Origin of the sequence: Magnetovibrio blakemorei (genome assembly GCF_001746755.1) — a bacterium.
Classification (GTDB): domain Bacteria; phylum Pseudomonadota; class Alphaproteobacteria; order Rhodospirillales; family Magnetovibrionaceae; genus Magnetovibrio; species Magnetovibrio blakemorei.
The window spans coordinates 66,697-81,656 of the sequence record NZ_MCGG01000013.1 but is presented as its reverse complement, the minus strand read 5'-3'; the positions used below and the strand labels follow the sequence as shown (position 1 = coordinate 81,656).

The window sequence follows — 14,960 nt, the reverse complement described above, 5'->3', positions numbered from 1 at the left end:
TGACTGTTTCAGGTCTTAGAGACTGAAGAAAAGTATACTGTCCACCGTAATCCACAGCTAGTTCTGACTTACATTCCCTTGATTGGGGCAATAGCTGTAATACCCCTGTCCCTGCCATTGGAATGTTAAACAAGGGCTTTCAGGTGTGCCGATGCTTGTGATCCTTATCCCCTTGTAGTTATCCCCGGCCTTCCAATACCCAATAGGAAATTTAGAAAACTCGGACATATGGCGAATCGTCCCATCTCTTATCTCCCAACACCGTCCAATTCCGCCGACCTTGCCATTATCATCAAGGTTGACCTGGAAATATTGAGTTTTATACGTCCCTCTCGACGGATGAATATTCTTACGGACGTAAACCTGCTTTGAGCAATTTGGGTGTTCCTTTTGGGAAACACCCTCTGGGCCTTGGGTAAGGATGCGTGAAGGCAGATTACTGCGTGTCGCCATATGATCCAGTTTAGGCAAGCGTGCAAGAGAAGTATTGCCATCCCAAGGATCGCCACTCCACAGTTCCGGGGGGATGAAACGCTCGCCCGTGTCAGCATTGAAAGACTGTGCCCAGATGATTTGGTCTTGTTTCGACATCGTTGAAACGCAGCCAGAGAGCAGTAACATTAACGCACCTGCAAAAGCCGCGTCAGCTATAGAAGATTTTTTTTTAACAATCATAATAGCACCATATTTATCGACATCCTTGGTCGTTGAATTACGGGTGAATTATGGGGACGAATTACGGGGACAGTTTACTAACTCCCCCCCCGCTTCGATCCCTCCGTTAACTTTTCAGCCTCACCCCGTCCCGCACAACTCCCGGACAAAATCGTACAGCCCTTCGCGGCGGTCTTTTTTGAGGCGTTCGGCGGTGAGGATGGCTTGGACTTCGGCGACGCTGTCTTGGACGTCGACGTTGACGACGATGTAGTCGTATTCTTCGTAGTGTTTCATTTCGTCAGCCGCTTTGGCCATGCGTTTTTTGATGACGTCTTCGGGGTCTTGGGCGCGGGTGCGGAGCCGCCGTTCCAGTTCGTCCTTGGTCGGCGGCAAGATGAAGATGCGCACCAGGTCGTTGCGGGCGCGGCCGTGGAGCTGCTGGGTGCCTTGCCAGTCGACGTCGAACAGCACGTCTTTGCCGTTCGACAGCGCCGCTTCAACGGGACCGCGGGGCGTGCCGTAGGAATTGTCGAACACGGTGGCGTGCTCCAAAAACTCATCCTTGGCAACCATGTCTTTGAACGTGTCTTTGGTGATGAAGTAATAGTCCTTGCCATCCACTTCGCCGGGGCGCGGCGGACGGGTGGTGGCGGACACCGACATGGTCAGGTCCGGTTCACGGTCCAAAAGTTCCCGAGAAATGGTACTTTTTCCAGCCCCCGACGGCGACGACAACACCAGCATAAGGCCCCGGCGTTTGATGTTTTGCGGATCATTCAATGTTTTGCACCTGTTCGCGAAATTGTTCGATGATGGCTTTGAGTTCCAAGCCCACACGGGTGAGATCGGTGTCGGATGATTTGGAGCACAGCGTGTTGGCTTCGCGATTGAATTCCTGACACAGAAAATCGAGGCGACGGCCCACCGGAGCATCTTGAACCAACAGATCGCGCGCGGCTTCGATGTGGGCGGTCAAGCGGTCCAGCTCTTCACGCACATCGGCCTTGGTCATGACGATGGCCGCTTCCTGGGCCAAACGATCCGGGTCCAGGACGGCGAAGTCGGCGACCAGAGTTTCGATTTGCGTGGCCAAGCGTTTGCGGATGGCGTCCGGTTGCAAAGCCGCCAGTTCGCCGGCGTCTTCGCTCAAACTTTCAATGCTGGCCAATTGGTCGTGCAACACGCCACCCATGCGTTCGCCCTCAGAATCGCGGCTTTCCGCCAACTGATCCAACAGTTGATCAAGGCCGTCCAACAGCACCGCTTCCAGAGCGCGGGAAGCGGCATCGATGGTGTCGTCTTCGGCTTGTTCCAACACGCCGCGCAAGCCCAAGATGCCGTCGACGGAGGGTGGACGCACACCGGGAATGGCGGCTTGAATTTTGGGAATAGCGGCGAGAATTTCCGCCAGCACGTCTTCATTTACGGAAACCGAGGCCTGCGCCTGGGTCCAGTTCACATCGAGATTGAGCGACACGTTGCCGCGTTTGAAGCGTTTGGCCACCCGGTCGCGGGCGGCGACGTCGATAAAGTCAAAACCGCGCGGATAACGCAGCCGCACGTCCAAACCCTTGCCGTTGACGCTTTTGGCTTCCCACCCCCAGGTGCAGACGTCGGTGGCCCCTTCGCTGCGGGCAAATCCGGTCATGGATGATACGCTCACGGGAATCCCCCTCTTTAAAATGATGAATACTTATAGCCTTCCCGAACCGCGGCAACAAGAAGCGGGCGCGATGCGGTGTCATTTGTCCCTATGCGCGATGTCGTTAAGGCCATATTCTGAACCGTAACCCGCTCTCCCTTTCAAAGCGAAAACCCATGAAACCAACTGCACCGAAATCCATTCTCATCACCGGGGCCAGCAGCGGCATCGGCCGGGCGCTGGCGCTGGAATATGCGGAACCGGGTGTGCACCTGTCTTTCACCGGACGCGATGAAACCCGCTTGATCGAGGTGGAGCGCGCCTGCCAGGACCGGGGCGCAACGACAAAAAGCGCCGTCTTGAGCGTCACCGATCAAAGCGCCATGGCGACCTTCATCAAAGCCATCGATGCGCAGCACCCCTTGGACTTGGTCATCGCCAATGCGGGCATCTCTGCAGGCAGCGGTAAAGGCGAAGAAGGTGAGACGGAGCGTCAAGCCCGGGCCATATTCGACGTCAACTTCACCGGCGTCTTGAACACCATCTGGCCCGCCATTCACGCCATGAAGCCGCGCCACAAGGGGCAAATTGCCATCATCAGCTCCGTCGCGGGGATGTTGTCGTTGCCGGGTGCACCCGCTTATTCTGCCTCAAAAGCTGCCGTCAAAGCCTATGCGGAAGCCCTCAACGGCGCACTGCGCACGGATGGCATCATCGTCACCACCGTTTGTCCGGGCTTTGTCGAAAGCCGCATCACGGCAAAAAATACATTTCCCATGCCGTTTTTCATGAGCGCCGAAAAAGCCGCCCGGATCATCCGCAAAGGTCTTGAAAAAGGCAAAGTCAGCGTCTTTTTCCCGTGGCGGCTGGCGGCCATCACGTGGCTGGTTTCGCTGCTGCCCCCGTGCTGGCGGGTGAGCGTGTTGTTGCGTGCACCGAAAAAAACTTAGATTTTGAGAGCGGTTCGCCCTCAGTCTGCTCGCTGACGTTTGATCACCCGCCACTTCCGAACATTTTTATTGTGTTCTTTCAATGTATTGGCAAAGACATGGCCGCCCGATCCGTCGGCAACAAAATAAAGCGCCGAGGTCGTGTCGGGATGCACAACCGCTTCCAACGCCGCCCGCCCCGGATTGGCGATGGGGGCTGGCGGCAAACCAAAGACCCGATAGGTGTTGTAGGGGCTGTCGATTTTTAAATCTTCGCGGTTCAGCGCCCGACCCAAAGCGCCGCCGCCATCGGTGAGCACGTAAACGACCGTGGGGTCGGATTGCAGGCGCATGCCCCTTTTCAGGCGATTGAGAAACACCGCCGCGATCTTGGGCCGTTCCGCTGCGATGCCCGTTTCTTTTTCAACGATAGAGGCCAAAATCAAGACCTCTTCGGCGGACTTCAAGGCGTAATCTTCTGGTCGTTCGTCCCACACTTTGGCCAAAACTTCACCCATATCGTCGGCCATCCGCCCGATCAGATCATTGCGCGTTTCGCCCCACGCAAAATGATAGGTTTCCGGCAACAACCAGCCTTCGTTGGGAATGGCAGTGATGGGCCCTTCCAATCCTTCAGCGTCTTGGACAATCAACAGGGCTTCGGTCACGGTCAAGCCTTCGGCGATGGTCAGCTTGTGAACCACCGTTTTGCCGCTTTGCAAGATGTTGAGAATGTCAACGACACTGGCACGGGCGGGCAATTCGTATTCCCCCGCGCGGAGCTTGGTGTGCGCCTCGGTCAAGCGCGCCCAAATGCGAAACACCAGCGGCTCAGCAATCACATCGGCCGTTTTCAAGCGCGCCGCAATGGCGCTGACGCCCAGCCCCGGCTCAATCAGCACGCGGGTGCTCTGGGTATTCAAACCCGGCGCATTGGCCTTGTCTTTGATGTAAAAAAAACCGCCCCCACAGGCCATTAAGCCAGCGAGGGCGATCATAAAGAGGAACCTTAGGGCGCGGATCATGCGGGCCCCCAGTCTTAAATCAGTCGAAGGATTTGAAAATCAGCGACGCATTGGTGCCGCCAAAACCAAACGAGTTGCTGAGCGCCGCACGCACTTTGCGCTCTTTGGCTTGGTGCGGCACCAAATCGATGTCGCACCCCTCATCGGGATTGTCCAGGTTCAACGTCGGCGGAACCACACCGTTTTGCACGGCCAAGATCGAGAAAATGGCTTCGACCGCACCCGCTGCGCCCAACAAATGACCGATGGCTGACTTGGTGGACGACATGGAGATATCATTCACCGCATTGCCGAATGCGCGTTTGACCGCCGCCAGCTCAATCACGTCGGCCATGGTCGAGGTGCCGTGCGCGTTGACGTAGTCGATGTCTTCGGGGTTCATGCCTGCGCGCTTCATGGCCGCTTTCATGCAGCGATAAGCGCCGTCTCCGGTGGGGGACGGTGCGGTGATGTGGTACGCGTCGCCGGTGAGGCCATAGCCCACAATTTCAGCGTAAATCTTGGCCCCACGGGCCTTGGCGTGTTCCAATTCTTCCAACACGACCACGCCGGCACCTTCGCCCATAACAAAGCCATCGCGGTCTTTGTCCCAAGGCCGGGAACCCGCGGTGGGGTTGTCGTTGTAGGTCGTGCACAGCGCTTTCGCCTGGGAAAAGCCCGCCATGCCGACCCGGCAACAAGCGGCTTCGGCGCCACCCGCAACCATCACGTCGGCGTCATCCCACATGATCAAGCGTGCAGCATCGCCAATGGCGTGCGCGCCCGTGGAACACGCCGTCACGACCGCATGGTTGGGGCCTTGAAAACCGTATTTAATAGACACTTGGCCAGAGATCAGGTTGATCAAGCTGGCGGGAATGAAAAACGGGCTGAGACGACGGACACCGCCGCCACCTTCGCAATCGACGGTCAGAGAGCCCGCCGACAAAACCGGAAGTCCACCAATGCCCGAACCGATCAACACGCCGGTGCGGTAGCGATCTTCATCCCCTTGGGGTGCCCAACCGCTGTCTTCGACAGCTTGTTGAGCCGCCGCCATGCCATAGACGATAAAGTCGTCAACCCGGCGGCGCTCTTTGGGCGTAATGTACGTATCGGCATTAAACAGGCCGGGACCATCGCCCAACGGCACCTGACCGGCAATTTTTGCTGGAAGATCCGAAACATCGAAACTTTCAATGGCATTGAGACCGGATTCAGCATTCAACAGCTTCGTCCAACTTGTGTTCACACCGTCAGCCAACGGTGAAACCATACCCATACCTGTGACCACTACTCGACGCATACTGACCCTCGTATCGAAATGGGGGTGTCAAATTGGCGAGTTAGTCTTGTGCCAGACGCATCCATACACATGCCTTGCCAATGTTTTACCAAATATGGAAAAGGCGGCAGACTGCCCCCATAGGGTTCAGCAATCCCCCGCCCCATTCCGTAAACGAACCTTAAGAGTTCGCAGAGATATAATCGATCGCGTTCTGGATGGTGAGGATCTTTTCCGCAGCATCATCCGGAATTTCACAACCGAACTCTTCTTCAAAAGCCATCACCAGTTCAACGGTGTCTAAGCTGTCTGCGCCCAGATCATCGATAAAGCTGGCATTGTCAGCCACTTTGGATTCGTCCACGCCAAGGTGTTCGATGACGATTTTCTTAACGCGGTCTGCGACATCACTCATGTCTGAAATCCTTGAATAAAACGTTGTAAATACTATAGGTTCCTTGCCCCGCCACCCACTCTAGCCATTTTCGCTTCAAGGGGATGCCCGCGCGGCACGGGCTCTAAACTTAGGGCTTTCACATCAAGAAAGCACCGCTTCCTAACACACTTTACCTGCCATTGCCAGCATCGGAAAAGCTAAATCATCGCCATACCACCATTGACATGAAGGGTCTGCCCGGTGACGTAGTTGGCCTGATCACTGGCAAGGTAAACGACTGCCGCGCCAATGTCATCAGGTGTTCCCATGGCACCGCTCGGAATACTGGCCAAAATGCCCGCTTTTTGCTGGTCATTCAAGGCCTCGGTCATGGGGGTCGCGATAAATCCGGGGGCGACGCAATTGACCGTAATGCCCCGGGACGCAACTTCTTGGGCCAAGGATTTCGACATGCCGATCAACCCGGCTTTGGACGCCGCATAGTTGGCTTGGCCCGCATTTCCGGTCACACCGACGATAGACGTGATGGAAATGATCCGCCCAAACCGGGCCTTCATCATGCCCTTCAAGCACGCACGCGACAGTTGAAAGGCGGATTTTAAGTTGACGTTCAAGACCATATCCCAGTCTTCGTCCTTCATCCGCATGGCCAAGGTGTCGCGGGTGAGGCCCGCATTGTTGATCAAGATATCCACCCCGCCCATGGCTGCCGTGGCGTCTTGAATCAATTGCTCCGCCGCACCGTCTTCACCCAAACGCGCCGGGGTGACGTGCGCGCGCGATCCCAATTCCGCAGCCAACGCTTCAAGCGCGTCTGCACGGGTGCCCGACAGGGCCACATCGGCACCTTGGGCGTACAAACCCCTTGCAATGGCCCCGCCAATACCGCCGGAAGCTCCGGTCACCAAGGCTCGTTTACCGCTTAAATCAAACATGGATATCCCCTACACGGATCGAATCAGTCTCTCAGTTCAGATTGTGACGCTTACAGCGTGCTCAGGAAAGCCTCAATATCATCGGGGCTGCCGATGCTTGAGCCTTCAATGTCCGGATTGCGCTTCACCAAGCCCGCCAAGACCTTGCCCGCGCCAACTTCAACCATCTGATCAACGCCCAATTCAGCCATTTTCAGAACGCTTTCGCGCCACCGCACGGTGCCCGTGACCTGAGCCACCAGCAGCTTGCGGATTTCATCGGGGTCGGTGACCGGGGCCGCCGTGACGTTGGCGATCACCGGCACGATGGGCGCGTTCATGATGGCTTTGGCCAGGGCCTCGTGCATGGCGTCGGCGGCGGGCTGCATCAAAGCGCAATGGAACGGTGCCGACACGGACAACATAATGGCGCGCTTGGCACCGCGTTCCTTGGCCATCTCAGCGGCGCGCTCGACAGCCGCTTTGGTGCCGGAAATAACCACTTGGCCGTCGACGTTGTCGTTGGCCGCGGCGCACACTTCATCGCCCAGGGCCGCTTCCGCCGCAACGGCTGCCGCGGTATCCCAATCCAGGCCCAACAGCGCCGCCATGGCCCCTTCGCCCACGCCCACAGCCGCTTGCATGGCGGAGCCGCGGATTCTCAGCAGCTTTGCCGCATCGCCGATGGAAAACGTACCCGCCGCCGCAAGGGCCGAATATTCTCCCAGCGAGTGCCCGGCCACATAAGCCGCACCGCTGATCAGGTCGAAGCCTTTGTCTTTCAACACGGCAAACGCCGCCAACGACACGGCCATCAGGGCGGGTTGGGTGTTGGCGGTCAGCGTCAATTGGTCTTCGGGGCCATTGAAGATCACGTCGGAGAGTTTTTCCCCCAGGGCGTCATCAACCTCGTCAAAGACGGCCTTGGCACTAGGATAAGCGTCATAAAGCGCTTTGCCCATGCCGACGGTTTGCGAACCCTGCCCCGGAAAAACCAATGCACGTGTCATACACGACCCCCATATAGAATGTGATAAGATGCAAAGTTCCTACACGAGCCCTATCAAGAGTTCAAGATGCGTGCATCTTTGAAACTTATTTGCCGGCGGAGCGAATATGGACTTTATGAGACACAAATTGCTCTTTTTGCCCTTTTTGGTGGCCATCGTTGGGCTGTCGATTGTGGGCCAGCGCGATCCGGTGGATGCGGCCCCTTTAGCCGTGCCCGCCCCTCAGGGGCCTTTGGTGGTGGAGCTGTTCACGTCGCAAAGCTGCTCGTCATGCCCGCCTGCGGATGCCTTGCTGAGCGAGCTGGCAACCCAAAACAAAGACATCATCGCGCTCAGTTGTCACGTCACCTACTGGGATCACCTGAATTGGCGCGACACGCTCAGCCATAAATTCTGTTCCGATCGCCAACGCGCTTATGCCCGCCAGATGGAAAAACGCCAAGTCTACACCCCGCAAATGGTGGTGAACGGCCACCACGAATTCGTCGGCTCCAACAGAACGGAGGCGCTGCGTTCTATCCAGTCCGGCACGGTCCAACCGATTGTCCTTGAACACAGCGACGGGCAAAACCTGACCGCCACCCTGCCCGCCTTAACCCAAGGCCCCAATTTGCAAACCTTGTGGCTGATCAGCTACCAGACCAGCACCACCCAAGCCATCACGTCGGGGGAAAATGGTGGGCGCACGGTCACGTACACCAATTCTGTCGATACCCTAGAGCAAGTCGGCACCTGGAGCGGTGAGGCCCAAACGCTCAGCTTTCCTCGCCCCAAAGCGGACCCCGATGAGCCCCCAGCAGACTCCGCCGCAACGCGCGGTTACGCGCTCATCGCACAACCTTATGGCTTTGGCCCGATTACGGCAGCGGGAAAGCTTTAAGATCAAGTTTCTAGCACTATCGCAGCCAAATAAATCTTCAGCCTTTGCCTTTCTTTAAAATCATTCCATACATTTGCCATACCATCGTGGTAACGATGCGCAACATTTCATGAAATCGGGTGCACACGGGTGCACAATCGGAATAGGCAATGAACGATACCTTTGACGATCTCCGCCATGTCCGGACACGAATCTGCGATTTGATGCTCCTCGCCTCGGCGGTGTTGGCGGCCCCTACGGCTACGGCAAGTGTGCTTCGCTACCAAAGCATCGGTTGGCAATGGGCAATGGGCGTTCACGTTGCAACGGCCATTGCGCTGTGTCTCCTTTTTGTTTTTTCGCGCATCCATTCCCTATCCCGTCCGCGCCGGGTCCATTGTTTTTCTGCTTTTCATGGTTGGCAGCATTGGATTTTGGAACATGGGTATGATTGCCGGGGCGAATCCGTTGCTGTTGTTATCGCCAGTGTTCGCCACGATCCTGTTTGGAAAACGGCTCGGCATTCCGCTCGCGATCCTGATGATTGTGGCGATGATATTGACGGCTTACAGCTTCGTTTTTGGCAACCGGGTTCTTGAGATCAACTTCGACGTCTCGTTGTCATTCCTGCCCTCATGGATCACCTATTTAATGACGGTGGTTATGGCCGTCGTCGCCTCTGTCGTCGCCATTTCGATGTCCAATCATCACCTTGAGACAGCGCTCATCGAAGCAAGAAAAGGCCAGACCGACCTTGCGAACCTGAACAAAGACCTGGAAAATCAAGTTCGTATACGGACGCTGGAATTACAAGACGCCACAAAAACAGCCGAGCAGCAAGCCCGCACGGACGTCCTGACGGGCCTGAACAACCGCCGGGCGTTTTTCGAATATGCCAACGCGGTTGACGCTCAGTCGCGACGCTACAATCACACCTATGTGATTGCCATGATCGATATCGATCATTTCAAATTGGTGAACGATACCTGGGGACACGAATGCGGTGACGTCACCTTGGTAAACATGGCAACCAGCCTTGAACGGGCCCTTCGAGAAACCGACATCATTGGCCGCATTGGCGGTGAAGAATTTGCCATCATCATGCCGGAAACAACCCTTGCAGAAGCCGCATCCTTGGCGGAGCGCCTGCGTGAACTCATTGAAGGTCTTGTTATCAAAACGTCGAAAGGCGAGATCAAAGTGACCGCAAGCATCGGCATCGCCGCATTTGAAGACCCAAGCTTCACCGTAGAAAAAGTTATTGGCTATTCCGACACGGCATTGTACCGCGCCAAAAACGCAGGACGGAACAGAGTTGAACTCCACAATGAAGGGGCCAAAAAAGTGGTGAAGAGTGCTTAGCCCCGTTGAAGAATCATAAGCCCAGATTGATCTTGCCCGACGTCGGCATGGTCAACATGGACGGGGACGAGCCCCTTAAGAAGATCCGCGAACTTCACCCAAATTGGACAGCAAAGCCGCCGTCCTCACCGCCTATAAAAGCTTAAAACTGATGGATCAATTGCGTGAGCTGGGCGCAGACGGGTTTATCCTCAAACCGACATCCCCACCAGACTCCGTCAACGCATCGACGAGATTTTGACGAACGACGGACCAGACCTAGTCACTGCATGAGCAGCCAAACTGGCTCAAAGCTTCGGCCAAATAATCACTGATCAAAGGGATTTCCAGCAGGTGTTTGGGCGTGTTTTCGTCCAAATCGTCTTGAGCGGTTTGCACGGCCTCATCCCAACCCTCCATGTCAACGTCGCCACGTCCCAGCATGACCATGGCATGCAGTTCACACAGTTCTTCATCGCTTAAAGATTCAAAAAACGACACCAGCTCTTCATAGACGCTGTCGTCGGGTTGGTGACTGAGAATTTGGTGATCGCCATCATCCGAGGCGTTGCCGCCTGGATCTTCATAGGGCGCGTCTTCCTTGGCATCAAATTCACGTGATTTAACGATGACGAAACAGACTTTTTCGGAAGAAATGGCTTGCATGGCGATCCTCCTTTCGAAGTTCCCTCAGAGTGATTCTTCACCACCTCATATTAGCACAGAACCCTTTGAAATACGCAGAAAAAAGGGGCCGGAAGGATTTCCTTCCGGCCCCTATTCAACACACGGCAGAAATGACGATCAGGTGCGCGACTTGGCGTAACCGATGTCTTCCAACGCGGCTTCGATTTCATCCAAAATGGACGGATCATCGATGGTCGCGGGCATTTTGTACTCTTCGTTGTCGGCTATTTTCTGCATGGTGCCGCGCAAGATTTTGCCGGAGCGGGTTTTCGGCAAACGATCCACCACGGTCGCGGTTTTGAACGCCGCCACCGGACCGATTTGATCGCGCACCATTTTCACCACTTCTTTGACGATTTCCGCATGGTCACGCGTCACGCCCGCTTTCAACACCAACAGGCCCAAAGGCATCTGACCTTTAAGCTGGTCGGCGACCCCCATGACGGCGCATTCGGCGACGTCGGGGTGTGCGGACAAGACTTCTTCCATCGCCCCGGTCGACAGGCGGTGGCCCGCAACGTTGATGATGTCATCGGTGCGCGACATGACGTAGACGTAACCTTCTTCATCAATGAAGCCCGCGTCACCGGTTTTGTAAAAGCCCGGAAACTCGTCCAAATAGGCTTCTTTATAGCGCGCATCGGCGTTCCACAACGTGGGCAAGGACCCCGGTGGCAACGGCAGCTTGCAGCAGATGGATCCGATGGTACCCGCACCAACCGGGTGACCATCGTCGGCCAACACCTGCACATCCCAACCGGGTGCCGCTTTGGTGGGTGAGCCCGGCTTCACCGGGAAGGCATGCAGTCCCAAACAGTTGGCCGCAATGGACCAGCCGGTTTCGGTTTGCCACCAGTGATCGACGACCGGCTTGCCGAGGATTTTTTGCGCCCATTCCAAGGTGTCCGGATCGGTGCGTTCGCCCGCCAGATAGAGCGCTTTGAGGCTGCTCATATCGTATTGCTGCATCAGTTTTGCTTCCGCATCGTCGCGTTTGATGGCGCGCAAAGCGGTGGGGGCCGTGAACAACACCTTGACCTTGTGATCGGCAATGACGCGCCAAAACGCGCCCGCATCAGGCGTGCCCACGGGCTTGCCTTCATAAATCAGCGTGGTACAGCCGTGTAGCAACGGGCCATAAACGATGTAGCTGTGGCCAACGACCCAGCCCACATCTGAGGCCGCCCAATACACATCACCGGGCTGGACGTCATAGATGGCCTTCATGGTGTAATTCAACGCCACCATATGGCCGCCGTTGTCGCGCACGATGCCCTTGGGAACACCCGTGGTGCCGGACGTGTACAAGATATACAGCGGATCGGTCGCGGCCACGGTCACGCATTCAGCAGGCTCAGCGGTTTTGGCAGCCTCGGCCCAATCCACATCACCGGGATTGGACAGGTCGGCCAAAGCTTCCGGACGCTGCCAAATGATGCAGGCATCGGGCTTGTGTTTCGACAGATTAACCGCATTGTCCAGCAAGGGTTTGTATTGAATGGTGCGACCCGGTTCCAATCCACACGAGGCCGCAACGATGGCCTTGGGCTTGGAATCATCAATGCGGGTCGCCAGTTCCGCCGCAGCAAAGCCGCCGAACACGACCGAATGAATGGCGCCCAACCGCGCCACCGCCAGCATGGCGATGGGGGCCTGGGGGATCATCGGCATATAAATGATCACGCGATCACCCTTGCCCACGCCATTGGCGCGCAAAACACCGGCAAAACGCGAAACTTCATCTAAGAGCTGGCTGTAGGTAAAGGTCTGCTGGGTGCCGCCGGTCATGGGGCTGTCATAGATGATGGCGGGCTGGTCGCCACGGCCATTTTTAACGTGACGGTCCACGGCGTTGTAACACGTGTTGCACTCGGCATCCCTGAACCAGCGATAAAAAGGCGGGTTGCTGTCGTCCAGGACTTTATCCCAGGGCTTCACCCAATCGATTTGTTGAGCGATCTCTCCCCAAAAACCACTGGGGTCAGACAGGGAACGGGCATGCGCCACTTCATACGGGTTAGCCATAAATCCTCCAGAACGTCCTACGAGCACCTGGCGCAACGCACTGCGTTTGCACCGTGTCGAAGTCTACCAATATGCCGTACTCACACCCCCGCGCGGGCACGGCTGTCTCCCTAAAGCGAATTTTGATCTAAAAGACTGTTTTTTGCAATGCAGCATTGTGTCAAACTGCCCCGACTTTGAAAAAAATTAGGAGAGCTCATCATGAGCGCCGGCGCAAATATCTACGAACAGCATTTGGACAAGACCCCCGCCAACCACCAACCGTTGAGCCCATTGTCCTTTCTTGAGCGTTCTGCGCGCACGTATCCCGACAAAGAAAGCGTGGTCCACGGCGATCGGCGCTACACCTGGGGGGAAACCTTTATCCGCGCCAAGCGTTTGGCATCCGCGCTGACCAAGCGCGGCATCACCAAGGGCGACACCGTCGCGGTGATGCTGTCCAACACGCCGGAAATGTTTGAGTGCCATTTTGGCGTGCCCGTAACCGGCGCCGTGCTCAACGCGTTGAACTACCGCCTGGATGCGGACAACATCGCGTTTATCCTCAATCACGCCGAAGCCAAGCTGCTCATCACCGATATGGAATTCTCCTCCACCGTCAAAGCCGCCCTGACACAAATTGGCCGCGACGACATCACCATCATCGATGTCGATGACGCCTTGGCCGAGGTCCGCGGTGAAAAGCTGGGGGAAAAGGACTATGAAGCGTTTTTGTTGGATGGCGATGAAGACTATCCCTGGACCTTACCGGACGACGAATGGGATGCGATTTCCCTGAACTACACCTCGGGCACGACCGGCAACCCCAAGGGCGTGGTCTATCACCACCGGGGCGCTTACCTGAACGCCATCAGCAACGTGGTGGGGTGGAACATGGGGCATCATCCCCGGCATCTGTGGACCTTGCCGATGTTTCATTGCAACGGCTGGTGCTTCCCGTGGACCTTGGCGGCCAATGCGGGCACCAGTTTGTGTCTGCGCCGGGTCAATGCCGCCAACATTTACAAAGCCATAGCTGAGGAAAAAGCCACCCATTTTTGCGGTGCGCCCATCGTGCTGAACTTCGTGATCAACGCCACAAAGGCGGAAATCAAACCGTTTGACCACAAAGTCGAAGTCATGGTCGCCGCCGCCCCACCGCCCGCATCCACCTTGGAAAACATGCAAAAAGCGGGCTTTAACGTGACCCACGTTTATGGCCTGACGGAAACCTATGGACCCGCCGTGCAGTGCGCCTGGCACCCGGAGTGGGATGATTTGAGCATCGAGCAGCAAACCTTGAAAAAAGGCCGCCAAGGGGTGCCCTATCACGTGTTGCAGGGCCTCGAAATCATGAACAGCGAAACCATGGAGCTGGTCCCCGCCGATGGCGAAACCATGGGTGAAACCATGTTCAAGGGCAATATCGTCATGAAGGGTTATCTGAAAAACCCGGACGCCACCGACGAAGCCTTTCGCGGCGGCTGGTTCCATTCGGGCGATTTGGGGGTGATGCAACCGGATTTGTACATCAAGCTCAAAGACCGTTCCAAAGACATCATCATTTCGGGCGGCGAAAACATTTCGTCCATCGAAGTCGAAGACACCTTGAACAAACACCCCGCCGTGTTTTCCGTCGCCGTGGTCGCCAAGTCCGACGACAAATGGGGCGAAACCCCGTGCGCGTTCGTGGAACTGAAACCGGGCAGCGAAGACACGGTAACAGAGGCCGAAATGATCCAGTTCTGCCGCGACCACCTAGCGCATTATAAATGCCCCAGAAACGTCGTGTTCACGGAACTGCCCAAGACTTCGACTGGAAAAATTCAAAAATTCAAACTGCGTGAAGTGGCGGAAGATTTGTAGGTCACTTCCCCTTAGGCTGCACCGGACAGGCCCAACGCGGACATCCTTGGATGGCCGCGTCGCTGCGCTTCTCGCCATGACGTCTGGGAATTGCACCACGAGTAATTTAAGCACGGGCAAACCTGTCAACAGACGGAGCCTGCGCACTTCCACTTCTCTCTTATTTAGCGTATATTTGTTAACACACACTAAATAAGAGAGAATGGAGCCGCCATGCGATACGTGATCTCTATGTTTTTAAGCTTTGCTTTGTTTGCATTGTATACAGCGGAAGTCCGTGCCCACGGAGGTGGCCTTGACAGTTCAGGCTGTCACACCAATCACAAAACGGGGGATTACCACTGTCACCGTGGTCATTAAGCCCC

15 protein-coding genes are annotated in these 14,960 nt (G+C 56.1%); 5 read left to right on the top strand and 10 right to left on the bottom strand.

Translation table 11 applies throughout. The annotated features are described in order from the left end of the window. Positions 1 to 57: 57 nt before the first annotated feature. The 3 genes from BEN30_RS04735 to BEN30_RS04725 all read right to left on the bottom strand — a co-directional run bounded on the left by BEN30_RS04735 (position 58) and on the right by BEN30_RS04725 (position 2,320). A complete protein-coding gene (locus BEN30_RS04735) occupies positions 58 to 675 on the bottom strand; it encodes a hypothetical protein (RefSeq protein ID WP_069957189.1) in 618 nt (205 codons plus the stop codon). A gap of 120 nt (positions 676 to 795) precedes the next feature. After that, positions 796 to 1,401 carry a guanylate kinase gene (gene gmk, locus BEN30_RS04730; RefSeq protein WP_069957213.1) on the bottom strand — a complete coding sequence of 202 codons (606 nt, stop codon included), beginning with the start codon at positions 1,399 to 1,401 and terminating at the stop codon, positions 796 to 798. Between the two features lie 28 nt (positions 1,402 to 1,429). Continuing rightward, entirely contained in the window at positions 1,430 to 2,320 is an 891-nt protein-coding gene (locus BEN30_RS04725; RefSeq protein WP_069957188.1) for a YicC/YloC family endoribonuclease, read from the bottom strand. 155 nt (positions 2,321 to 2,475) lie between these two features. Here BEN30_RS04725 and BEN30_RS04720 point away from each other — a divergent pair, with 155 nt between their 5' ends. Beyond that, complete coding sequence (locus BEN30_RS04720) at positions 2,476 to 3,249, top strand: SDR family NAD(P)-dependent oxidoreductase (RefSeq protein ID WP_069957187.1); 774 nt, start codon at positions 2,476 to 2,478, stop codon at positions 3,247 to 3,249. Between the two features lie 20 nt (positions 3,250 to 3,269). Here the strand turns inward: BEN30_RS04720 and mltG are convergent, their stop codons facing one another. The 5 genes from mltG to fabD form a co-directional block, all read right to left on the bottom strand. After that, complete coding sequence (mltG, locus tag BEN30_RS04715; protein ID WP_245648988.1) at positions 3,270 to 4,226, bottom strand: endolytic transglycosylase MltG; 957 nt, start codon at positions 4,224 to 4,226, stop codon at positions 3,270 to 3,272. Between the two features lie 46 nt (positions 4,227 to 4,272). Next, the gene (gene fabF, locus BEN30_RS04710; protein WP_069957185.1) at positions 4,273 to 5,538 is read right to left on the bottom strand and encodes a beta-ketoacyl-ACP synthase II; all 1,266 of its coding nucleotides are present in this window, start codon (positions 5,536 to 5,538) and stop codon (positions 4,273 to 4,275) included. Positions 5,539 to 5,698: 160 nt separating this feature from the next. Then, positions 5,699 to 5,932 (bottom strand): acyl carrier protein, encoded by a 234-nt coding sequence (locus tag BEN30_RS04705; RefSeq protein WP_069957184.1) that lies wholly within the window; start codon positions 5,930 to 5,932, stop codon positions 5,699 to 5,701. A gap of 179 nt (positions 5,933 to 6,111) precedes the next feature. Next, complete coding sequence (gene fabG / locus BEN30_RS04700; protein ID WP_069957183.1) at positions 6,112 to 6,849, bottom strand: 3-oxoacyl-[acyl-carrier-protein] reductase; 738 nt, start codon at positions 6,847 to 6,849, stop codon at positions 6,112 to 6,114. 50 nt (positions 6,850 to 6,899) lie between these two features. Then, the gene (gene fabD / locus BEN30_RS04695; protein WP_069957182.1) at positions 6,900 to 7,838 is read right to left on the bottom strand and encodes an ACP S-malonyltransferase; all 939 of its coding nucleotides are present in this window, start codon (positions 7,836 to 7,838) and stop codon (positions 6,900 to 6,902) included. Positions 7,839 to 7,953: 115 nt separating this feature from the next. Between fabD and BEN30_RS04690 the strand changes: the two genes are divergently transcribed. After that, the gene (locus BEN30_RS04690; RefSeq protein WP_170826956.1) at positions 7,954 to 8,718 is read left to right on the top strand and encodes a DUF1223 domain-containing protein; all 765 of its coding nucleotides are present in this window, start codon (positions 7,954 to 7,956) and stop codon (positions 8,716 to 8,718) included. A gap of 249 nt (positions 8,719 to 8,967) precedes the next feature. Next, positions 8,968 to 10,059, top strand: coding sequence for a GGDEF domain-containing protein (locus BEN30_RS04685; protein ID WP_069957180.1), 1,092 nt, complete (start codon positions 8,968 to 8,970; stop codon positions 10,057 to 10,059). Positions 10,060 to 10,317: 258 nt separating this feature from the next. Here the strand turns inward: BEN30_RS04685 and BEN30_RS04680 are convergent, their stop codons facing one another. Next, on the bottom strand, positions 10,318 to 10,704 hold the full coding sequence (locus tag BEN30_RS04680) for a DUF3775 domain-containing protein (protein ID WP_069957179.1): 387 nt from the start codon (positions 10,702 to 10,704) through the stop codon (positions 10,318 to 10,320). A 138-nt stretch (positions 10,705 to 10,842) separates the two neighbouring features. Further along, positions 10,843 to 12,750, bottom strand: a complete 1,908-nt coding sequence (locus BEN30_RS04675) for a propionyl-CoA synthetase (RefSeq protein WP_069957178.1) — start codon at positions 12,748 to 12,750, stop codon at positions 10,843 to 10,845. A 201-nt stretch (positions 12,751 to 12,951) separates the two neighbouring features. On the opposite strand from BEN30_RS04675, the gene BEN30_RS04670 reads away from it, so the two are divergent. Together BEN30_RS04670 and BEN30_RS19160 are read left to right on the top strand one after the other, a co-directional pair. Then, a complete protein-coding gene (locus BEN30_RS04670; protein WP_069957177.1) occupies positions 12,952 to 14,595 on the top strand; it encodes an acyl-CoA synthetase in 1,644 nt (547 codons plus the stop codon). Between the two features lie 213 nt (positions 14,596 to 14,808). Continuing rightward, a complete protein-coding gene (locus tag BEN30_RS19160; protein WP_139134853.1) occupies positions 14,809 to 14,955 on the top strand; it encodes a YHYH domain-containing protein in 147 nt (48 codons plus the stop codon). The last annotated feature ends 5 nt before the right edge of the window (positions 14,956 to 14,960 follow it).